This is a genomic window from Flavobacterium sp. GL_143, assembly GCF_057834355.1.
This window is the reverse complement of record NZ_CM174401.1, coordinates 1,809,257-1,831,331: the sequence shown is the minus strand read 5'-3', so window position 1 is coordinate 1,831,331 and position 22,075 is coordinate 1,809,257. Positions and strand designations below refer to the sequence as shown.

The window sequence follows — 22,075 nt, the reverse complement described above, 5'->3', positions numbered from 1 at the left end:
AGAATTACAATGGCACACAATATTAAACCAGGAGTAGCAACAGGGGATCAAGTTCAAGAGATTTTTAATTATGCAAAAGAAAAAGGATTTGCACTTCCTGCAGTAAACGTTACTGGATCAAGTACAATCAATGGAGTTCTTGAAACTGCAGCAAAACTGAATGCGCCAGTTATTATTCAATTTTCTAACGGTGGAGCACAATTTAACGCTGGAAAAGGATTATCTAATGCTAACGAAAAATCAGCAATTGCTGGTGGAATCGCTGGAGCAAAACACATTCATACTTTAGCAGAAGCTTACGGTGCAACAGTAATTTTACATACTGACCACTGTGCAAAAAAATTATTACCTTGGATTGATGGTTTACTAGATGCTTCTGAAAAACATTTTGCAGAAACAGGAAAACCATTATTCAGTTCTCATATGATTGACTTATCTGAAGAGCCTATCGAAGAAAACATCGAAATTTGCAAAGGTTATTTAGCTAGAATGAGCAAAATGGGAATGACTCTTGAAATCGAGCTTGGTATTACAGGTGGTGAAGAAGACGGTGTTGACAACTCTGATGTTGATAGCTCAAAATTATATACTCAACCAGAAGAAGTAGCTTATGCTTACGAAGAATTATCTAAAGTAAGTCCTAAATTTACAATTGCAGCAGCTTTTGGAAACGTTCACGGTGTTTACAAACCAGGAAACGTAAAATTAACTCCAAAAATCTTAAAAAATTCTCAAGATTTCGTTCAAGACAAATTCAAAACTGGTCATAACCCAGTAGATTTCGTTTTCCACGGAGGTTCAGGTTCTACACTTGAAGAAATTAGAGAAGCTATTGGATATGGTGTTATCAAAATGAACATTGATACAGATTTACAATTTGCATATACTGAAGGAATTCGTGATTATATGGTTAAAAACATTGACTATTTAAAAACACAAATTGGTAACCCAGAAGGTGCTGATGTTCCTAACAAAAAATATTATGACCCAAGAAAATGGGTACGTGAAAGCGAAGTAACATTCAATACAAGACTTGAGCAAGCTTTTGCTGACTTGAATAACGTAAATACACTTTAAATTTTAGATTTCGTAATTTAGATTTCGGACTTCTAAAAAGCCTGAAATCTAAATTTTGAATCAGATTGAAAAATCTAAACTTTAAAATCTACATTCTAAATTAAAAAAAATGGCTTGGTTTAAAAGACACGAAAAAGGGATTACAACTGCTACCGAAGACAAAATGGATGTCCCAAAAGGACTTTGGTACAAATCTCCAACTGGAAAAATTATTGATGCTGATGAGTTGGCTCGTAACTTATTTGTGAGCCCAGAAGATGATTTCCATGTTAGAATTGGAAGCGCAATCTATTTTGAGATTTTATTTGATAACAACGAGTTTGTTGAATTAGATAAAAACATGACATCTAAAGATCCTTTGCATTTTGTGGATACAAAAAAATATGCAGAAAGATTAAAAGATGTAATGGAGAAAACTCACTTAAAAGACGCTGTGCGTACAGGAGTGGGAAAATCTAAAGGAAAAGAACTTGTTATTTGCTGTATGGACTTTGCCTTTATTGGTGGATCTATGGGAGCTGTAGTAGGTGAAAAAATAGCTAGAGGAATTAATCATGCTATCAAAAACAAATTACCATTTGTAATGATATCTAAATCTGGTGGAGCACGTATGATGGAAGCAGCTTACTCTTTAATGCAGTTAGCCAAAACATCTGTTAAACTTGCTCAGCTTGCCGAAGCTGGATTACCATATATTTCTTTATGTACAGACCCAACAACTGGAGGAACAACTGCTTCCTATGCTATGTTAGGAGATATTAATATTTCTGAGCCTGGTGCTTTAATTGGATTTGCAGGACCTAGAGTTGTAAGAGATACTACAGGAAAAGATTTACCTGAAGGTTTCCAAACTGCTGAATTCCTTTTAGAACATGGCTTTTTAGACTTTATAACGCCTAGAAAAGAATTGAAAGACAAGATAAACTTGTATATCGATTTGATTCAAAACAATACAATTAGATAGTTTACAAACTTCTAAAAATACCAAAATCCCATTCGCTACGGCGAGGGCACTGAAAAACATCCCTTATTTTGATTGGGATTGTTTTTAGACAATGAAAAAACGCTTATAACAGGATTTAAAAATATCCGTTGTAAGCGTTTTTCGTTTTATATCTGTTTTTTATTTGCAGCTATATGAATCGATTTTTGATTTATAGGGGGCATTTTGTGTAGGCATACTTATTTTATAAATTTCTTACATTAATTTCAGTATTCTTTTTAAGTTGACTGTAAAAATAGCCATTGCTCCTTGCATTTGCATATTGGCAATGCCGTACGATATTGCTCTATCATAGCCATGTACGTTTTTTAACTCACTATTTTTAGCCTCTATTTTGTATCGATGTTTTGCTTTTTCTTTGAAATAATCCGTTTCTTGAAAGGCGATTTGTTCTTGGTGTAAGTCTGATTTTATCCTTACACAGTAGGTTTTTGTTTTTGCCCCTTTATAACACCCCTGTTTTAAAGAACAAGATTTGCATTTTTCGACATCGAAATAGTAGGTATATGTTTGATTTTTCCCAACATTTTTTTTGCCCTGTCTAGCTTTTCGTATAGCCATATGTCCTGCAGGACAAACCATTCTATCGGCATCTTTATTATATTGAAATTTATCTTCCTCTTTTCTTGTCCCATTTGCTACTGAAACATTTAACTTAGCTACAACTCTAATATTTTTCCCGTTTGCTCGCTTGAGATTTTCTGTTCCTGAATAAGCTCCATCACCAATAATGGTATTTACATCAATTCCGTTTTGCTGACTAATCTCTAAGAGTTTTGGTAACTCTGGACCATCTGCTTTCTCTCCTGAGGTAACTACAGCCGCTGTGATGATTCGCTCTTCGGTCATCGCTAAATGAGTCTTGTATCCAAAGAAAGAGCTATCTGCGGATTTATGACCTGTTTTAGCATCTATATCTTTTGATAAGATAAAATTTTCCTGAGTATCTTCTATAGTTTCTTTAAGCAGATTTAGCTTTTCTTTTACAGCAGGTATAGAACTCAAAGATTCTTCTTTTTCTATGCGCTGCTCCAGTTCTTTACAATAGGCTAATTCTTTTTCCAATTCATTGGTATTGTTCTTCTCGGGCATATGCTCTTTGAATTGGTCATCAAATAAATATACTGTTCTTCGTAGAAGTTTAGAGCGCTCTCTTAATACATCAATTGCTGCAAATGGATTTGATCTTGATAAAGTGTGTGTAGCATCAACTATAATAGACCTGGATCTGATGATTCCCTTTTCGACGGCTATAGATACTGTTTTACCAATGAGTAGATTTAATAAGTCCGTATCCTTCAGGCGAAGTTTACGAAATTTCGTTAAAGAACTTGGATTAATAACACTCTCCTCTGGTGTCATTTCTAAGAAATACTTAAAAGACATATCAAAACGTGAACGTTCTACTACATCAACATCCGAGACATCATAAATTGTTTTTAGAAGTAAATACTTAAACATACGCACTGGGCTTTCTGCTGTGCGACCATTAGTGATGCAATATTTATTTAGCAACTCATCGTAGATGAATGAGAAGTCTATGAGTTCGTTGATTTTTCTAAGGAGATTATCCTGAGGAACAATTAAATCATATAATGAGGAATAGGGACTAAACTGAATTTGTTGCTGTTGAATTAACATCTAAAAAGCCTTATGATTACACTCAAAAGATACAAAAAAAAGGAGCAGAAACTTTTAGCTTCTACTCCTTTTAATTAACAATTTATTCGTGAAAAGGACTTTTTCAGTGCCCTCGCTACGGCAAATGGGATTTTTTTATATCTTTATTTCAAATACTAATATATGAAAAGCGCTTTTATCAGTTTTATTACTTGCTTATTCCTTTTTAATTGTACCAAGAAAGAAGAAAAGACTGTTGCAAAAAACATCCCTTATATAATTTCGAAAGAAGATATTAAACTCCAAAAATATACTGACTCATTAAAAAATAATGGAAGTAAAATAGTACTCCCAAACTCAAAAGGATTTTATTATGGAGAAAACCAACTTATCATTGACAACAAAGGGAATTTCCTCTATTACCAAAGAGAATACATTCAAATCCTATGTAACTATGGACAAGAGAATGACACACTACCCCATTTTATAAACTTAAAGACTAAGGATATTATAAAGATTCCACAAAAAAGCTTGAGTGATTTTATCTCAGAAAACATCATGACAAAAGAAAAAAGAAGACAAATTTTAATAATTGCATCCCAAAGGGACACTATTACAAATACCTACTTTTTAAATTTCATAAAAAATAGCCATTTACAAGCATATCATATCAGGAGAACAACACAAGAAGAAGACACTGTACTGAAGTACAAAAAGAATGATAAATATTATTATTCTGATTCTATAAAGTGGGACAAAACAAAAATCAAATTCCCTAATTACAAAATCAAAGACTAAAGCTATAACCATCCAACTTTTCAGCAACAACGATGATAAATAACCTATTGGTATGAGTACGAAGATGGAAGACTTCGCCTCAGCCTGACATCTGATTATATCATTACAGACCTATATTGCGTAGAGACACTACGGCATACACTTAAACTTCTACTCCTTTCTCTCCAATCTTGTCACCCTGAAGAACGAAGGGTGTCCACAAGAAACTACCACAACCCTGATCTTAAATTGTCGAGCTACTCACGAAGGTTCTTCCTACGTCAGAAAGAAAAACAAGTTTAGGATCACTATAAACAAACCAATATTGCGTAGACGCACTCCGGTGTGTCTCTACAGAAAACCTTTGTTACTATGAACCTTAGAACCTTAAAAAAACTACATTCCAGTTCTAATAGCTTCTACAGGATCTAATTTGGAAGCAGATATTGCGGGAAGAATCCCAGCAATTAATCCAATTAATGCTGCAAGCCCAGTTCCCAGAAGAATATTACCCATTCCAAGTACAAACTCAAAATCAAGTGCTTTGGTAAGAATCACAGAAATTAACCAAACCAAAATTAACCCGATTGCTCCGCCAATTACTGAAAGAATAATTGCCTCAAACAAAAACTGAAACATGATAAATCTATTTTTTGCCCCCAAAGACTTCTGAATTCCGATAAGATTCGTTCGTTCTTTTACAGAAACAAACATAATATTTGCAATCCCAAATCCTCCCACAAGAAGAGAGAATCCGCTTATTATCCAACCCATCATATTCATCTGTCCGATAATTCCATCTATAAAATCTGTAAATCCTGAAAACACATTAACAAAGAAATTATCGATTTGTCCCGCTTTCAAACCTCTAACGGCTCTTAATTTCTGAGACACTTCGGCTTTATATGCATCCATATCAATTCCTTTTTCAGGCTTCAATACAATTACCGGAGTCATCCCATCATTATTATCACCATACATACGACGTAAAAAATTTGCTGGAAAAAATACCGATGTATCATTACTATCTCCAAACAAACCTGCTCCTTGCTTTTTCACGACACCTATAACAGTGAAACGCTGTCCGTACAAACGAATATTTTTTCCGATAGGTTCTTCATCTCCAAAAAGCCCCTCGGCTATATCATGTCCTAAAACTATAACCGGTGTTCCTGAATTTGATTCTGATTCGTTATAAAAACGACCTTTCTCAAAATCCAAACCTTCGATTTCCATAAATTCATATGAAACTGGAACTACATTTACATCACTAACTGTTTTAGAATCGTATTTTAAACTTTCGCGCTTAACAAAAAGCTGATACCCTACCTGATTTGTATTTGTAAGAGAATTTTTCAGATAAGTATATTCATCATATTTTACGTTTGGAAATTGTTCTCTTTTCCATTGCGGAATATCTGATGGACCAAAAGGAAACTTCATTAAATAAATCGTATTTTTATCTAAGCTACTTAAATCCTTAGTAATTTTTCTATTCAAAGAATCTACAGCTGCGAGTACTGCGATGATTGAGAAAATACCAATGGTAACTCCCAACAAAGACAACAATGTTCTTAGTTTGTTACTACGTAAGGCATTCATCGCAAAACCAAAACTTTCTTTTAATAATCGAAGATAAAGCAGCATAGATTTTAAATTTACATTAAAGTAAAATTCAATAAATTTTAGTCAAAAACCTAATAAAAATTCACTTACTCATAGGTAGGATTTTTTAAGAGAATGTTACATAAAATGATGATTTTTATAATCAAAAAAAAACTATTTTTGCACCTTCATAATTATAACTACACAATGAGCACAACAAAAACTATTCAATCGGCATTAATTTCAGTCTTTTCCAAAGATGGGCTTGAACCAATTGTAAGAAAACTACACAAACAAAAAGTAACACTTTACTCTACTGGGGGAACGGAAGATTTTATTAAAAACTTAGGAATTCCTGTAGTTCCTGTAGAAGACATAACTTCTTTTCCTGAAATTCTTGGTGGACGAGTTAAGACTTTACACCCGAAAATTTTTGGTGGAATCTTAAACCGTCAAGATAACGAAAGTGATGTACAACAAATGAAGGAATTTGACATTCCTCAAATTGATTTAGTAATTGTTGATTTATACCCATTCGAAAAAACAGTTGCTTCTGGAGCTAGTGAAACAGATATAATCGAGAAAATTGATATTGGTGGAATTTCATTAATCCGTGCTGCTGCAAAAAACTTTAAAGACACTGTTATTGTGGCTTCAGTAAATGAGTACAGCTTATTGTTGGATTTAATTACAGAACAAAACGGAGCAACAACTCTTGAGAACAGAAGATTACTTGCTACAAAAGCATTTCATGTTTCATCTCATTATGATACTGCAATTTTCAACTATTTTAATACTGACGATACTATTTATAAAGAAAGTATTGCTGACGGACAAGTATTACGATATGGTGAAAACCCACATCAAAAAGGATTTTTCTTTGGAGATTTTGACGCAATGTTCAAAAAACTACACGGAAAAGAATTATCGTACAACAACTTACTTGATGTAGATGCTGCTGTAAACTTAATTGCAGAATTTAAAACTGACGGACCTACGTTTGCAATTTTAAAACACAATAACGCTTGTGGTTTAGCTACAAGAAAAAACATTAACGAAGCTTATTTAGCAGCTTTGGCTTGCGATCCAACATCTGCATTTGGTGGAGTTTTAATTTCTAACACAAAAATTGATTTAGCTACAGCTCAAGAAATAAATAAATTATTTTGCGAAGTAGTAATCGCTCCAAGTTATGACAATGAAGCAATTACAGTTTTAGAAGAAAAGAAAAACAGAATTATATTGGTTCAAAATGAGGTAGAATTACCTACAAGACAAGTGAGAACATGTCTAAACGGGCTTTTAGTTCAAGATAAAAATAATATTACCGACAATAAAGCGCATTTAAGAACCGTTACAATTACTGCTCCTACAGAGCAAGAAGTAGAAGATTTAATATTCGCTTCAAAGATTTGTAAGAACACAAAATCGAATACAATCGTATTTGCAAAAAACGGAACTTTAATTTCATCTGGAACGGGACAAACCTCTCGAGTAGACGCTTTGGTTCAAGCAATTGACAAAGCAAAAGCATTTGGATTTGATTTAAATGGAGCTTCGATGGCAAGTGACGCATTTTTCCCTTTTCCGGATTGTGTAGAATTAGCCAAAAAAGCAGGAATTACAGCTGTAATTCAGCCAGGTGGATCAATAAAAGACGAATTAAGCATAAATTATTGCAATGAAAATAAAGTTGCAATGGTATTTACAGGAACGCGTCATTTTAAACATTAATTTGTTTAACTTTGTGCGTTACTAATTTATAACTTTTAAACCCCTAAAAAACTTATGGGATTTTTTGATTTCATGACCGAGGATATTGCGATAGACCTTGGTACCGCAAACACTTTAATCATACATAATGATAAAGTCGTTATTGACAGTCCTTCAATCGTGGCACGTGATAGAATATCAGGCAAAATCATTGCTGTTGGTAAGGAAGCCAATATGATGCAAGGTAAAACCCATGAAAACATAAAGACCATAAGGCCACTTAAAGACGGGGTTATCGCCGACTTTGATGCTTCTGAGAAAATGATCAATATGTTCATCAAAAGTATTCCTGCATTAAAAAAGAGAATGTTTACTCCTGCATTACGTATGGTGGTATGTATTCCTTCTGGAATTACTGAAGTGGAGATGCGTGCAGTAAAAGAATCGTGCGAAAGAGTAAATGGTAAAGAAGTTTATTTGATTCACGAACCAATGGCTGCGGCAATTGGTATTGGTATCGATATTATGCAACCAAAAGGAAACATGATTGTTGATATTGGTGGTGGAACAACTGAAATTGCAGTAATTGCATTAGGTGGAATTGTATGTGACAAATCGGTGAAAATTGCTGGTGACGTATTTACAAATGATATCGTTTATTACATGCGTACACAACACAACTTATTTGTTGGAGAAAGTACTGCTGAAAAAATAAAAATTCAGATTGGAGCCGCTATCGAAGATTTAGATGGACCTCCAGAAGATATGTCTGTTCAAGGTAGAGATTTACTTACTGGTAAACCAAAACAAGTAGATGTTTCTTACCGTGAAATTGCTAAAGCATTAGACAAATCAATTCAACGAATTGAAGATGCTGTAATGGAAACATTATCTCAAACACCTCCAGAATTAGCAGCCGATATTTACAATACAGGTATTTATCTTGCAGGTGGAGGATCTATGTTAAGAGGTCTTGATAAAAGAATTTCGCAAAAAACAGATTTACCTGTTTACATTGCTGAAGATCCATTAAGAGCTGTAGTTCGTGGAACTGGAATGGCACTTAAAAACATTGCAAAATTTAAAAGTATCTTAATCAAATAAGATAAACAATTATTATATATTTCCTCAGAGCTAAAATTTATAAAACTTAGCTCTGAAGGAATTTTGAAACTTAAAGCATATCCTGAAACAAAATAACCAAGCAAGAAATGCAGCAGATATTTAATTTTATTATAAGAAACAGTAATCGGTTACTGTTTTTGCTGCTTTTAGGTATTTCGTTGGGTCTCTCCATTCAATCTCATTCTTTTCATAAAAGTAGAGTTATTAGTTCTGCTAATTTCTTGAGCGGTGGTGTTTACGAAAAAATAAACAGCGTAAATGAGTATTTGAATTTAAGAAAAGAAAACGACGAATTGGTTCTTGAAAACGCAAGACTAAAAAGTCTTTTATTTAATGCAGAAGACACTACCAAATTACCTCTTCCAGACAGCATTAAAGGCGTTAAACCTGCCGATATTATCGTTTCGAAAGTGATACATAACTCTTATAATGTACATGAAAACTACATTACCATAAACTCTGGTTCTAATGAAGGAGTTAAACCTGATATGGGAGTAATTAATAGTTTAGGAATTATTGGTATTGTAGATAACACATCTCCAAGATACGCAACTGTTATTAGCATCCTTAACATCAAATCGAGGATTAATGCCAAAATAAAAAAATCAAATCATTTCGGTTCTTTAACATGGGACGGAAAAAGCACAGGTTTTGTTCAATTAATTGACGTTCCCAGACTGGCTTCTGTTCGCAAAGGAGATACTATCGTAACTGGTGGTCAATCGGTAATTTTTCCTGAAAATATTGGAATTGGTACTATCGACAAAATATTTACGGATAAAAAAACAAATTACTACACTATCAATGTCAAATTATTTAATGACATGACAAATTTAGGACATGTATATATTATCAAGAGTAAAGATAGAGAAGAGCTTATTAAATTAGAAAAAAGAGAAAAAGATGAATAGCGCTTTGTTAATCAATGTTTCTCGATTTATCCTGCTATTAGCAGTTCAGATTATTATTTTTAATAACATGAACTTCCTTGGCTATATAAGTCCGTTTCCTTACATACTTTATATTATTTTATATCCAGTAAACGGAAACAAATCTGGCCTTATAGTATCTAGTTTTCTTCTTGGTCTTATAATGGACATGTTTTGCAATTCGGGAGGAATACACGCTACAGCTTGTTTAATTCTTGCCTATTACAGACCTTATATATTTAAATTTTCATTTGGGTTGAGTTACGAATACCAAACTATAAAATTAAACGATTCTTTAACCCCTGAACGATTCTCGTTTTTATTAGTATCAGTATTATTACATCATATAATACTGTTTACATTAGAAGCTTTCCAGTTTAACTTCATTTTAGATGTTTTACTTCGTACATTATTCAGTACCATATTTACCATTATAACCTGTATCATAATAATATATCTTATTAAGCCCAACAGAAGATGAGAAAAGTTCTGCTGCCCTCTTTAATAATCATTGCAGCATCTTTGCTAGTAATTCGCATATTCTATTTACAAATTATAGACGATTCTTTTAAACTTAAATCAGAGAATAACGCTATAAAGATAAAATACGACTATCCCGAAAGAGGTTATATATACGATAGATACGGTAAATTATTAGTTGCTAATCAGGCATCTTATGATATCATGGTTATCCCAAGAGAGATAAAAAATATCGATACTTTAGAGTTTTGTCAACTCTTGAATGTTACCAAAGAAGATTTTATAAAAAAAATCGAGAAGGCCAAAGTCTATAGTCCTCGACTACCATCTGTATTTTTAGCACAATTAAACAAAAATGAATTTGCTGCTTTTCAAGAGAAAATCAGAAAATTTGAAGGTTTCTATTTCCAAAAAAGATCATTGCGTGATTACGAAGTCGATTATGGCGCTAACATTTTTGGTTTTATCACTCAGGTAAATGAGAAATTAGTTTCCAAAAATCCTTATTACAACAGTGGTGATTTAATTGGAATGCAAGGTGTAGAACAAAGTTACGAAGAGGTTTTACGCGGTATAAAAGGTGTGAAATATATTCAAAAAGATAAATACAATAGAGAAATAGGCTCCTACAAAGACGGAAAATATGACACAATCGCCGTACAAGGAGAAGACATCAACCTAACGATTGATGCTGAACTTCAAAAATACGGAGAAGAGTTAATGATTAACAAACGTGGTGGAATTGTAGCTTTAGAACCTAAAACTGGTGAAATCTTAGCTTTAGTTACTGCCCCATCTTATGATCCAGGTATTTTAGTTGGTAGACAACGTTCTAAAAACTATACTTTATTGTATCATGATTCGATTGCAAAACCATTATACGATCGTGGATTATTAGCCGAATATCCTCCAGGTTCACCATTTAAAATCCTAACAGGTTTAATTGGTTTGCAGGAACAAGTAATAAACGAAAACACGACGTTTTTTTGTCATCATGGATTCAGTTATGGAAGAGGTCGTTTTATGAAATGCCATAATCACCCACCAAGCCAACAGTTACATAATGGTATTTACAATTCATGTAATACTTATTTTGCCCAGACTTACATGCTTACCATAAACAAATACAACAATCCTGCTTATGCAGTTGATGTATGGAGTAACCACGTAAAAAGCTTCGGTCTAGGTCAGTTTATGGGATATGATTTACCAACAGGTAAAAGAGGAAATATACCAACCTCTAAAACATATAAGAAAATTTATCCTAACGGAGGCTGGAGAAGTACAACAATTGTATCCAACTCGATAGGTCAAGGTGAAGTTTTAATGACACCAATTCAGTTAGCAAATATGATGGCCACAATAGCCAATCAAGGTCATTATTACACACCTCATATCATTAAAAAAATTGAGGGAGAAAAAATAGACCCTAAATTCACGACTAAACACGAAACTACAATAGACAAAAAATATTTTCCTCCTATAATTAGCGGATTATTTGATGTTTATAACCTAGGAACTGCTAGTAGGTTACGTGTTGAAGGGATTGATATTTGTGGAAAAACAGGTACAGCAGAGAATTATGCCAAGATTAATGGAAAAAGGACTAAACTAGAAGACCACTCTATATTTGTAGCATTTGCACCAAAAGACAATCCGAAAATTGCGATAGCAGTAATGATTGAAAATGGAGGATTTGGAGCTGCAATTGCAGGGCCTATTGCCAGTTTAATGATTGAGAAATACCTTCGTAAAAAAATCACACGAAACGATTTAGAAATACGAATTTTAAATACAAGTCTAAATTCCCGATACGCTAAATTAGGCGGAATGGCTGAAGCTAGTTTAATAGAAACTACACCTAAAGATTCTGTTATGAGAGCAAAAATGAACAAGCCTGTACCCAAAGAAGTTAAAATAACAAAAGTAGACACAACTCAAAAAAACTAATAAAGAGATTCATTCCTGATGAAAAATCAAAGTGTAAAAAATAATATTGACTGGATAAGTGTAATCATCTATATCGCATTAGTGGTAATGGGATGGTTAAACATATACTCATCTTCTCTATCCTCTACTGATGGTACTTCTGAGAAACAGCTGATTTTTATTTTGCTTACTATCCCTTTAATTTTTGTGGTACTTTTTGTAGATGGTAAATTCTATGAAAAATATGCCAGTATCATTTTTGGAGTTGCCTTATTATCACTAGTCGGATTATTCTTTTTCGGAAAAACCATAGCAGGACAGCGTTGTTGGTATGCCATAGGAAGTTTTACTTTACAACCATCAGAGTTTACTAAATCGGCAACTGCACTTGCATTAGCAAAATACTTAAGTGATACACAAATAAACCTAAAAGACGTTAACAGGCAAATACAAGCCCTTGCAATTGTTTTTTTACCTGTAATATTAATTCTTCCTCAACCCGATCCTGGAAGTGCCTTAATATACTGTATCTTTTTAATCGTATTATATCGCGAAGGACTTCCTTCCTGGTATATATGGACTGGCTTTATAGCAATACTTTTATTTGTATTAACTCTTGTTTTAGAACCAGAATACGTAATACTCATATCCATATTGGTTCTCCTTATAATGCATTTTAAAAGCAGGGCTGTAGATAGGAATTTCATTTTAAGTGGTATACTACTTGCACTTATATCTGGCTTCGTTTTATCTGTAGATTACGTTTTTGACAATGTATTTAAGCAACATCACCGAGACCGTTTTAATATCTTATTAGGAAAAACAGTCGATATGAAAGGTATTGGATACAATACCAATCAATCTGAAATTGCGATTGGATCTGGCGGATGGATAGGTAAAGGTTTCTTAGAGGGAACTCAAACCAAAGGAGGATTTGTACCTGAGCAACATACCGATTACATCTTTACTACGGTAGGTGAAGAATGGGGATTTGCAGGTTCTATAGTAGTCATCGCCTTATTTGTTGGACTATTTTTAAGAGTTATTTATTTAGCCGAAAGGCAAAAAACAAAATTTAGCCGCGTATATGGATACTGTGTTGCTAGTATTTTGTTTATTCACTTTTTTGTAAATATTGCCATGGTTATTGGTATTTTCCCAACCATTGGTGTCCCACTTCCTTTCTTCTCTTATGGAGGTTCAGGATTATGGGGATTCACCATTTTGCTATTTATCTTCCTAAAAATGGATGCTAATAAAGTAAATGAGTGGTAGCTTCACGCCAAAATAAACTAAAAAGCCCAAGCTTTATAATCTTTATTTTTCTCTAAACTATCCTCGATTTTATCATCTAGATGGGGAAAGAAATCTATGCCTGTTAATTTTTCGATACTATCTACCGAAACTACAAACTCGTACAAAGGTCTTTCACTTTTTTCATTTGGAACTAAAAATGCAATCATTTTGTATTTTCCATTAGACTCGTCTAATAGTACTTTATAGAAATATTTAGGTACCAGCACTTTTTCTTTTCCAATTGTAGTATTCGAGTCGGTAAGAACTCCGCCAGTTACCACATAAATATCATCATATTTTACAGCCCAATAACGTACTTTTTGCTCTAGCCTATTCCAAACTCCGTCATTAAATTCGTGTATTTGTGGTGAAATATTCGAGGTTAAAAAAGTATCTTCATACGCCTTTTTATCAAACTCCATGTCTCCAGCCGGACAAAGGTGTCCTTTATCATAACCTGATTTTTTGTAATTGCGCCAATCTGCAGAGCCTGTAGTTACTTTTGGATCTTCATTAAAGTAAGGTCTTTTAAAATCATTATTCTTGATATAGTTTTTCTTTAACTCGTAAGCAACCCATTCTGCTTGTTCAAACTTTTCATTATATGAAAGCGTATAATAATCGTGTTTTACGATTTGATTTGTTGTAGAAGCAGGCAAGTAATCAAACTCCGTATTATCGTCTTTATATAAAGCTGTTTCACCCTTTAAACTATCTTTTATATTAGAATCAGAACTATTGCTACCACTTCCTGAATCCTTTTTGCAAGAAGAAAGAAATACAACTGCAAAACCAACCAACAAAACTCTTTTTACAATTACCATAAAATCATTATTAAAACCTTAAATAGTGCACGCGTCATTTTACAAAAACACGAATCCAAAGTTAACTAAATGAATCCAATAAAAAATGCTCCAAAAATCATGATGATTTTTGGAGCATTTTAATTAATTAACTAAAAATTTAATGCTTTTACTAAGCGCTATAATTTAGAAGCTAGCTTGTCTTTCTTTGATTTACCAGGAATCGAAGATTGCCTTGCGCCACTTTTAGACTGTAAATCATCTAATACATTTATAGCTTCTTCTACATATATATCTTTTGCTAAAGCTTGATGCCAGCTTTCTCTTTTCTCTTTTAAAGAAGGATCTTTGGCCATCTCTGCAGTTTCGTATGGTAACGAAGTAAACTGTAAGTTATTTTTATAATCCGTAATTGGTTTATATTTTTTAGCTTCTGCCTCTACCTCTGTTTGAGTTTTCTTGAAATCATCTATATTCAAGCTATACGTATTCTCTTTACTCTTAGTATCAATCCATTTTGCATTATCCTCTATTAATTGGAATTGAGGATTTTGTGCGATACGCATTTTACTATTTGCAATAGCTTGGTTAAAATTAGAACCATTATTCCAAACACTATATTCTGCTGGATCTATTTTATCCCATGGCATAGCATTATCAATATCACGTTCACCCATTTTTAAGTAAGCATAACGATCTGGTGCAACAATATCACTACGCACACCTTCTAGTTGTGTAGATCCACCATTGATTCTATAGAACTTTTGAGTTGTAATTTTTAAAGCTCCTAAATCTCCAAAATCACTACTACGAACAAACTGATTTAAATCGATAACGTTTTGAACTGTACCTTTTCCGTACGTTTGTTTACTACCAATAATAACTCCTCTTTTGTAATCCTGAATTGCAGCAGCAAGAATTTCTGAAGCCGAAGCAGAGAAACCATTTACCATAATTACTAAAGGTCCATCCCACTCTATCTTTTTATCACGATCGTAAAGAACTTCTTTTTTTCTACCAGCAGATTTAATCTGCACTATAGGACCTTGCTCAATAAATAATCCAGCAATGTCAACAACTGTAGATAAAGATCCTCCACCGTCATCACGAACATCCAGAATAATACCGTTTACATTCTCTTTTTTAAGTCTTTCAACCTCTAAAGCAATATCTTTTCCTGCATCTCTACCATCTTTGTTTTCAAAATCGATATAAAATTTAGGCAAATAAATTACCCCATATTTCAATCCGTTTTTATCTACAATACTAGATTTAGCATACGTTTCTTCAATCTCTACAATATCTCTTATTATAGAAATTACTTTAATAGTTCCGTCTACTTTTTTAACTGTAAGACGAACTTCTGTTCCTTTATGTCCTTTGATTTTCTTAACTACATCGTCAAGACGCATACCCACAACATCTACAGGTTCATCAGTCCCTTGTCCTACTTTTATAATTAAATCACCTGCTTCTAATTCTTTACCTCTCCAAGCTGGTCCACCTGAAATAAGTTCCGAAATTTCGGTAAAGTCGTTTTTCTTTTGCAGCTTAGCACCAATACCTTCAAGTTTACCACTGATATTAACGTCAAAACGCTCTTTTTCTTCTGGTGCAAAATAACTTGTATGAGGATCAAAACGAGCCATGATAGAGTTTACATAAACTGAAAACCAATCACTTCTATCTAAATCTTTAATAAAACCAAAATATTCATCTAATGATTTTAATGAATTATCTCTAGTTTCTTTTTCTAAAGCCTCAAATGTTTTTGCTTTATAAGCTGGGTCTTTTACTTTCTTTTCGTCTTCGATATTCTCTTTGGTTACAAGAGAAGATAGTGTAGATAACTTAATTTGTTTTCTCCACTTCTCTACCAATTCAGCAGGAGTTTTTGCGTAAGGCGAATGCTCGTAATCTGTACTAAAAGTTTCGTTTACTTTATAGTTAAACGGATGAGCTAAAATAAGTTTGTATCTCTTTTTTCCCTCTTCCATTCTTTTCATCAAACGCGCATAAGTAAGATTAAAGAAAGTTAAATCTTTATTTACAAATTGATCATCTAATTGCAACTCATATCTAGAAAATTCATCGATATCTGCTTGCAAGAAAAATCTTTTGGATGGATCCAATGCTTCGATATAATCCTTATAAACTCCTTTAGAAAACTCATCGTTCATAACAGGAGGATTATAATGTCCTTTCTCGATTACAAAGGCAAGTAATTCCAAAAGCATCTTATCTTTATTCGGGTCTGGGTCTATACCTTTATCGCTATTAATTTTAAATGCAAACAATGTAGCAGATAAACAAATAACGGCTAGGATAATTTTATAATTTCGTTTCATAAATTTAATAATAGCATTCATCAATTTTTTAATCTAATTTACGGTAAAAACTATGCCAACAAAGTACGAGTCGTATAATTTTTTGTTAAAGATATAAATATAGTTTTTCTTTCAATTAATTAAAAGCTCGAAGTTCGCAAATTTAAGATATTTTGTTACTATTTTAAGAAAACCAGTTACTACATTTGCTAATAAAAACCCTACATACCTAATTTTTCCTTTATATTTTACAAAATGAATTCAAAAAAACCTTTGATCTTAGTAACTAATGACGATGGCGTTTCGGCTCCCGGAATTAGAGCTTTAATTAGTGTGATGTCTCAAATTGGTGAAGTTGTAGTTGTAGCGCCAGACAAACCACAAAGCGCAATGGGTCATGCCATCACTATAAACAGTACTTTATACCTAAATAAATTATCTAAAGAAGGAGATTTAGTTACAGAATACAGTTGTTCTGGAACTCCAGTAGATTGTGTAAAACTTGCAGTAAACGAAATTCTAAAACGCAAACCAGATTTATGTGTTTCGGGAGTAAACCACGGATCAAACTCCTCTATAAATGTAATATATTCAGGAACTATGAGTGCAGCTGTTGAAGCTGGTATCGAAGGAATTCCCGCAATAGGCTTCTCCTTATTAGATTATGACTGGAATGCAGATTTTGAAAGCATAAAATCTTTTATCAAAAAAATCACTCTTGAAGCACTGGAAAACAAATTACCTGAAGGAGTTGTTTTAAACGTGAACTTTCCGAAATTAAAAGAGAACGAAATCAAGGGAATTAAAATTTGTCGTCAAGCGAAAGCGCAATGGATGGAAAAATTCGATAAAAGAAAAACTCCATCTGGCAAGGATTACTATTGGCTTTCGGGCGAATTTGTAAATCAGGATAAAGGCGAAGATACTGATGAATGGGCACTTGAAAACGGTTACATATCTGTAGTACCTGTACAATTTGATTTAACGGCTCATCATACAATGCAACAACTTAATACCTGGAAATGGAATGAATAACTCAAGAAATAAAAAAGATTTACTTATAGGTTTTATCATAGGATTGATGGCTTCACTATTAGGAAGTTTTCTCTTTCTAACTTTACTTACTGATTTTGATGTTTCGAACGGAATGGAAAGCATCCGAATCATTAAAAATTACGGATATCTAGGCAAAGTAATTACTCTGGGGTCTATTTTATCCTTAGTAGCATTTGGTGTATTTTTAAAACAAAACAAAGAATTTAGAGCAAGAGGTGTTGTTTTGGCTGTTATCATATTAGCTCTTCTCACTTTATTAATTTAATTTATCTTTGCAATTATAAAGAAATTGTCATTCTCAATTTAATGACAACTTAGATAACTACCATTCGCAAAAACAAAAACATGAAATACTACATTATTGCAGGAGAAGCCTCAGGCGATTTACATGGTTCAAATTTGATGAAAGCCTTATATAAAGAAGACCCAAACGCCGATATTCGTTTTTGGGGAGGTGACTTAATGCAAAAAACTGGCGGAACATTGGTAAAACATTACCGTGAGCTCGCTTTTATGGGTTTTATTGAAGTTATCTTTAATTTAAAAACAATACTAAGTAATATTTCTTTTTGCAAAAAAGACATCTCACAATTTAAACCAGATGTATTAATTTTTATCGATTATCCTGGTTTTAATATGCGTATTGCAAAATGGGCAAAAGCGCTGAATTATAAAACTCATTATTATATTTCGCCACAAATTTGGGCTTGGAAAGAAAGCCGTATTACAAGTATTAAACACGATATCGATAAGATGTTTGTAATCTTACCTTTCGAAAAAAGTTTTTACGAAGACAAACATCATTTTCCAGTAGAATTTGTTGGACATCCACTAATTGATGCTATTCATAACCAGCCTTCATTTGACGAAACGACATTCCGAAAAGAAAACAATTTAAGCGATAAACCTATTATTGCCATATTACCAGGAAGTCGCAAACAGGAAATTACCAAAATGCTTTCGGTTATGCTAAGTGTTGTAAATGATTTTAAAGAATATCAGTTTGTTATTGCTGGCGCCCCTAGTCAGGATTATTCTTTCTACCAACATTTTATTACTAACGAGAACATAAAGTTTGTATCAAATAAAACATATGCTTTATTGCAATCTTCTACAGCTGCTTTAGTTACATCCGGAACAGCAACTCTGGAAACGGCACTTTTTAAGGTTCCCGAAGTAGTTTGCTACAAAGGTAGTTGGGCATCTTACCAAATCGCAAAGCGCATTATTACGCTTAAATATATTTCGTTGGTAAATTTAATTATGGATAAAGAAGTAGTTACCGAACTTATTCAAGATGATTGCACTCCTAAACGAATTAATGAAGAATTAAATAAAATACTTGAACCTAATTACCGCAAAGCACTTTTGCTTAATTATGATTTATTAGAAGAGAAACTTGGAGGAATTGGTGCCAGTGAAAAAACGGCAAAATTAATCGTAGCCGATTTACAAAAATAGTCCATCGGCTTAAAAAACATTGTCTTGAAAAACATATTATCCATACTAGCCTTATTACTGTTATTTGCATCTTGTAAATCGACATCGTCTGTTACTACCGCTAAAAAAGAAGACAATCCCAAAGCAGTTGTTAAAGATTTAATTTATACAGCTTCCGAAAATATTGGTGTGCGCTACAAAGCTGGCGGAACAACAAATAAAGGTTACGATTGTTCTGGTTTGGTATTTACAACATTCAATTCTGAAAACATTAAATTACCCAGATCTTCATACGAACAGTCTAAAGTTGGAGAAGTTATTAATCGAAATAAAGCTAAAAAAGGAGATTTAATATTTTTTAAAACCAATAGAAGTTCTCAAATAAATCATGTCGGGTTAATTGTCGAAATTAATAATGACGAAATTAAATTCATACATTCCTCTACTTCCAAAGGCGTAATTATTTCGTCTACAAAAGAACCTTATTATCGAGATTCCTATGCGCAAGTAAATCGCGTTATCGAATAACCAAGAAGTAAATTAAAATCTATATTTTTTCCCTAACACAAACCTAACAGGTTTTAAAACCCGTTAGGTTACTTCACGCAATTACCTTTGTCAAAGTTTTTTGAACTTTGACAAAGGTTTATAAACAAAACTGCTCAAATTAAGAAGCAGGATGACAATTAACTTAGTCAAAGTTCAAAACTTTGACTAAGTTTTATAATCATTAATTTAAATTTTCATATTTTTTAATTAGAGTTATTTCTTACAAAATTATTGTATTTTAGCTACATGAAAGTACTACAATTTCCATTGGTAAGAATTACAATTAGTTTTATAATAGGCATTTTGCTGGCTTATTATTTAAGTCTTTCCTTAACTTTTACGTTTGTATCCCTTAGTACAGTAACACTACTTTTTTGTGGCTTTTATTATTTCTCAACTACAAAACCAAAGAGAACAGCTTACTTTGGCATTGCAGCCTATTTATTAGCATGTTGCATTGGTATAACAACTCAAACTCTTCATACCGAATCACTCCAAAAAAACAATTACTCTAATTATGAAGGCATCTATGATAAACCGCATTTAATAGATTGTATAATTAGTGAAAAATTAAAAAGCAACAATTACAGCGGCAGATATATTGCCAGCATAAACCAAATTGATCAAAAACCTACTTCTGGCAAAATAATACTTAACATAAAAAAGGACAGCACAGGATTAAGTCTAGAAATCGGAAATTGCATTCGTGCAAAAGGCCTTTTATCTAAAAATAGCGCTCCCAAAAACCCCAACCAGTTTGATTATAGTAAATATTTAAATAACAAACATATCTATGCGCAACTGCATGTACAAAACAATGATATTGCTATTAGTTCTAAAATCGAGAAAAGCATTTGGTATTATGCAGCTCGAATGCGAACAAACATCATAAAGAATCTAGAGAAAAACAATTTTAATAAAACCGAAATGAATGTTGCTCTGGCTTTAATTTTAGGCCAGCAACAAGATATTACGCCCGAAATTATCAAAGACTATCAATATGCAGGAGTAACTCATATTTTGTCCGTTTCTGGTCTTCATGTTGGCTATATATTAATCTTTATAACTTATCTCTTAAAACCGATTCCTAATACTAAAAAAGGCTCGCTGATAAAGCTTATAGCACTAATAGTTTCTTTATTCTCTTTTGCTGTTATTTCAGGGTTTTCACCTTCAGTATTACGATCTGTGGTAATGTTTTCATTTGTGGCCTTAGGAAATCATTTAAGGAGAAGTGTAAACATTTATCATACACTATTAGTTTCTATATTATTGTTACTGCTTTTTGAGCCCGCTTTTTTATTTGATGTTGGTTTCCAATTAAGCTACTTGGCTTTATTTTTCATTATTTGGCTGCAGCCAATATTAAAAACAATCTGGAAACCAAAGCATAAATTCACAACTGCAATATGGAATGCTTTGACAGTATCTTTTGCTGCTCAAATAGGTACTTTACCACTATGCCTATATTACTTCCACCAATTTCCAGGATTATTCTTTGTTGCTAATATTGTAATCATACCATTTTTAAGTGTTATAATGATATTGGGAATTATAGTAATGGTTTTAGCAGCATTTGATGTTACTCCGTTAATTCTTGTCCAATTACTGGAGAAAAGTATATTCTATTTAAACAAAATCATAAATGGTATTGCTTCATTCGAAAGCTTTATTATTCGAGATATCTCGTTTAACACTTATCTATTAATTAGTTCTTTTTTATTAATCATTACCGCAACTATTTGGTTCAAGAAACCAACTTTTACAAAGTTAGCATTCACTTTGATTTCAATAATTTTATTACAAATTACTTTTATAGTAAACAGAAAAGATACAGAAATTCAAGAAGAATGGATCGTTTATAATGTATCCAGAAATTCGCAGATTACAGAACGAAAAGGCAACAATGTACAATTATTTACTACAGACACTTCCTCTAATAGTATCACTAACAATTACTCATTGACATCTTATTTGGTAGGTAATTTTGGAAAGTTAGCAAAAAGAGAAAAGCTTCAAAACATTGCTTACTTCAATAAAAATAAAATTCTGATTATAGATAGCACAGGCATATATCCTAAAGGAATAAAACCAGATATTATAATGATTACACAATCATCAAAAATAAATCTAGAAAGGCTATTAAAATACACACAACCCAAAATGGTTATTGCTGATGGTACAAACTATAAATCGATTCAGCACTATTGGAAGAAAACGTGCCTAAAAGAAAAAATCCCTTTTCATTCTACTAATGAAAAAGGATTCTATAAATTGAATTAATATAGTAACATTATTGTTTTAACCATATAAGAATTTAAGAAAATATAAGATTCAAATGGCACT

Annotated in this window: 18 protein-coding genes; 14 read left to right on the top strand and 4 right to left on the bottom strand. The window is 32.7% G+C overall.

Annotation, left to right across the window (positions count from 1 at the left end; all coding sequences use genetic code 11):
- The first annotated feature begins 9 nt into the window (after positions 1-9).
- Entirely contained in the window at positions 10-1,077 is a 1,068-nt protein-coding gene (fbaA, locus tag AC3IPI_RS07920; protein WP_039116962.1) for a class II fructose-bisphosphate aldolase, read from the top strand.
- A 109-nt stretch (positions 1,078-1,186) separates the two neighbouring features.
- Positions 1,187-2,041, top strand: coding sequence for an acetyl-CoA carboxylase, carboxyltransferase subunit beta (accD, locus tag AC3IPI_RS07915; protein WP_035621709.1), 855 nt, complete (start codon positions 1,187-1,189; stop codon positions 2,039-2,041).
- Positions 2,042-2,275: 234 nt separating this feature from the next.
- On the opposite strand, the gene AC3IPI_RS07910 is transcribed toward accD, so the two are convergent.
- Positions 2,276-3,721 carry an IS1182 family transposase gene (locus AC3IPI_RS07910; protein ID WP_489153512.1) on the bottom strand — a complete coding sequence of 482 codons (1,446 nt, stop codon included), beginning with the start codon at positions 3,719-3,721 and terminating at the stop codon, positions 2,276-2,278.
- Positions 3,722-3,883: 162 nt separating this feature from the next.
- Here AC3IPI_RS07910 and AC3IPI_RS07905 point away from each other — a divergent pair, with 162 nt between their 5' ends.
- Positions 3,884-4,498, top strand: coding sequence for a hypothetical protein (locus AC3IPI_RS07905; protein WP_489158248.1), 615 nt, complete (start codon positions 3,884-3,886; stop codon positions 4,496-4,498).
- 375 nt (positions 4,499-4,873) lie between these two features.
- Here AC3IPI_RS07905 and AC3IPI_RS07900 read toward each other — a convergent pair whose 3' ends face one another.
- Positions 4,874-6,124 (bottom strand): ABC transporter permease, encoded by a 1,251-nt coding sequence (locus AC3IPI_RS07900; protein ID WP_039112495.1) that lies wholly within the window; start codon positions 6,122-6,124, stop codon positions 4,874-4,876.
- 165 nt (positions 6,125-6,289) lie between these two features.
- Between AC3IPI_RS07900 and purH the strand changes: the two genes are divergently transcribed.
- From purH to rodA, 6 genes are all read left to right on the top strand, one after another.
- Complete coding sequence (gene purH, locus AC3IPI_RS07895; protein WP_489158246.1) at positions 6,290-7,816, top strand: bifunctional phosphoribosylaminoimidazolecarboxamide formyltransferase/IMP cyclohydrolase; 1,527 nt, start codon at positions 6,290-6,292, stop codon at positions 7,814-7,816.
- 54 nt (positions 7,817-7,870) lie between these two features.
- Entirely contained in the window at positions 7,871-8,899 is a 1,029-nt protein-coding gene (locus tag AC3IPI_RS07890; protein ID WP_007804822.1) for a rod shape-determining protein, read from the top strand.
- A gap of 107 nt (positions 8,900-9,006) precedes the next feature.
- The gene (gene mreC / locus AC3IPI_RS07885; RefSeq protein ID WP_039116885.1) at positions 9,007-9,831 is read left to right on the top strand and encodes a rod shape-determining protein MreC; all 825 of its coding nucleotides are present in this window, start codon (positions 9,007-9,009) and stop codon (positions 9,829-9,831) included.
- Complete coding sequence (locus AC3IPI_RS07880) at positions 9,824-10,330, top strand: rod shape-determining protein MreD (RefSeq protein ID WP_323489919.1); 507 nt, start codon at positions 9,824-9,826, stop codon at positions 10,328-10,330. Before mreC ends, AC3IPI_RS07880 begins: the two co-directional genes overlap by 8 nt.
- On the top strand, positions 10,327-12,279 hold the full coding sequence (gene mrdA, locus AC3IPI_RS07875) for a penicillin-binding protein 2 (RefSeq protein WP_039116883.1): 1,953 nt from the start codon (positions 10,327-10,329) through the stop codon (positions 12,277-12,279). The genes AC3IPI_RS07880 and mrdA overlap by 4 nt, the downstream gene beginning before the upstream one ends.
- 18 nt (positions 12,280-12,297) lie before the next feature.
- On the top strand, positions 12,298-13,533 hold the full coding sequence (rodA, locus tag AC3IPI_RS07870; protein WP_039112499.1) for a rod shape-determining protein RodA: 1,236 nt from the start codon (positions 12,298-12,300) through the stop codon (positions 13,531-13,533).
- A 17-nt stretch (positions 13,534-13,550) separates the two neighbouring features.
- Here rodA and AC3IPI_RS07865 read toward each other — a convergent pair whose 3' ends face one another.
- Both AC3IPI_RS07865 and AC3IPI_RS07860 read right to left on the bottom strand, forming a co-directional pair.
- Positions 13,551-14,378: a DNA/RNA non-specific endonuclease gene (locus tag AC3IPI_RS07865; RefSeq protein ID WP_489158242.1), complete on the bottom strand. Its 828-nt coding sequence runs from the start codon at positions 14,376-14,378 to the stop codon at positions 13,551-13,553.
- A 158-nt stretch (positions 14,379-14,536) separates the two neighbouring features.
- Positions 14,537-16,726, bottom strand: coding sequence for a carboxy terminal-processing peptidase (locus AC3IPI_RS07860; RefSeq protein WP_039112501.1), 2,190 nt, complete (start codon positions 16,724-16,726; stop codon positions 14,537-14,539).
- Between the two features lie 213 nt (positions 16,727-16,939).
- On the opposite strand from AC3IPI_RS07860, the gene surE reads away from it, so the two are divergent.
- The 5 genes from surE to AC3IPI_RS07835 all read left to right on the top strand — a co-directional run bounded on the left by surE (position 16,940) and on the right by AC3IPI_RS07835 (position 22,012).
- Positions 16,940-17,719, top strand: coding sequence for a 5'/3'-nucleotidase SurE (gene surE, locus AC3IPI_RS07855; protein WP_039116881.1), 780 nt, complete (start codon positions 16,940-16,942; stop codon positions 17,717-17,719).
- Positions 17,712-18,005: a hypothetical protein gene (locus AC3IPI_RS07850; protein ID WP_039112503.1), complete on the top strand. Its 294-nt coding sequence runs from the start codon at positions 17,712-17,714 to the stop codon at positions 18,003-18,005. Before surE ends, AC3IPI_RS07850 begins: the two co-directional genes overlap by 8 nt.
- Positions 18,006-18,085: 80 nt before the next feature.
- The gene (gene lpxB, locus AC3IPI_RS07845) at positions 18,086-19,201 is read left to right on the top strand and encodes a lipid-A-disaccharide synthase (RefSeq protein WP_039116880.1); all 1,116 of its coding nucleotides are present in this window, start codon (positions 18,086-18,088) and stop codon (positions 19,199-19,201) included.
- 24 nt (positions 19,202-19,225) lie between these two features.
- Positions 19,226-19,708, top strand: a complete 483-nt coding sequence (locus tag AC3IPI_RS07840) for a C40 family peptidase (RefSeq protein WP_489158239.1) — start codon at positions 19,226-19,228, stop codon at positions 19,706-19,708.
- Between the two features lie 267 nt (positions 19,709-19,975).
- Positions 19,976-22,012, top strand: a complete 2,037-nt coding sequence (locus tag AC3IPI_RS07835) for a ComEC/Rec2 family competence protein (protein ID WP_489158237.1) — start codon at positions 19,976-19,978, stop codon at positions 22,010-22,012.
- Positions 22,013-22,075 lie beyond the last annotated feature (63 nt).

Bases quoted from the DNA above. Each gene is read 5' to 3' on its own strand.
- fbaA (WP_039116962.1), top strand. From the start codon at position 10: ATGGCACACAATATTAAACCAGGAGTAGCAACAGGGGATCAAGTTCAA.
- accD (WP_035621709.1), top strand. From the start codon at position 1,187: ATGGCTTGGTTTAAAAGACACGAAAAAGGGATTACAACTGCTACCGAA.
- AC3IPI_RS07910 (WP_489153512.1), bottom strand. From the start codon at position 3,721: ATGTTAATTCAACAGCAACAAATTCAGTTTAGTCCCTATTCCTCATTA.
- AC3IPI_RS07905 (WP_489158248.1), top strand. From the start codon at position 3,884: ATGAAAAGCGCTTTTATCAGTTTTATTACTTGCTTATTCCTTTTTAAT.
- AC3IPI_RS07900 (WP_039112495.1), bottom strand. From the start codon at position 6,124: ATGCTGCTTTATCTTCGATTATTAAAAGAAAGTTTTGGTTTTGCGATG.
- purH (WP_489158246.1), top strand. From the start codon at position 6,290: ATGAGCACAACAAAAACTATTCAATCGGCATTAATTTCAGTCTTTTCC.
- AC3IPI_RS07890 (WP_007804822.1), top strand. From the start codon at position 7,871: ATGGGATTTTTTGATTTCATGACCGAGGATATTGCGATAGACCTTGGT.
- mreC (WP_039116885.1), top strand. From the start codon at position 9,007: ATGCAGCAGATATTTAATTTTATTATAAGAAACAGTAATCGGTTACTG.
- AC3IPI_RS07880 (WP_323489919.1), top strand. From the start codon at position 9,824: ATGAATAGCGCTTTGTTAATCAATGTTTCTCGATTTATCCTGCTATTA.
- mrdA (WP_039116883.1), top strand. From the start codon at position 10,327: ATGAGAAAAGTTCTGCTGCCCTCTTTAATAATCATTGCAGCATCTTTG.
- rodA (WP_039112499.1), top strand. From the start codon at position 12,298: ATGAAAAATCAAAGTGTAAAAAATAATATTGACTGGATAAGTGTAATC.
- AC3IPI_RS07865 (WP_489158242.1), bottom strand. From the start codon at position 14,378: ATGGTAATTGTAAAAAGAGTTTTGTTGGTTGGTTTTGCAGTTGTATTT.
- AC3IPI_RS07860 (WP_039112501.1), bottom strand. From the start codon at position 16,726: ATGAATGCTATTATTAAATTTATGAAACGAAATTATAAAATTATCCTA.
- surE (WP_039116881.1), top strand. From the start codon at position 16,940: ATGAATTCAAAAAAACCTTTGATCTTAGTAACTAATGACGATGGCGTT.
- AC3IPI_RS07850 (WP_039112503.1), top strand. From the start codon at position 17,712: ATGAATAACTCAAGAAATAAAAAAGATTTACTTATAGGTTTTATCATA.
- lpxB (WP_039116880.1), top strand. From the start codon at position 18,086: ATGAAATACTACATTATTGCAGGAGAAGCCTCAGGCGATTTACATGGT.
- AC3IPI_RS07835 (WP_489158237.1), top strand. From the start codon at position 19,976: ATGAAAGTACTACAATTTCCATTGGTAAGAATTACAATTAGTTTTATA.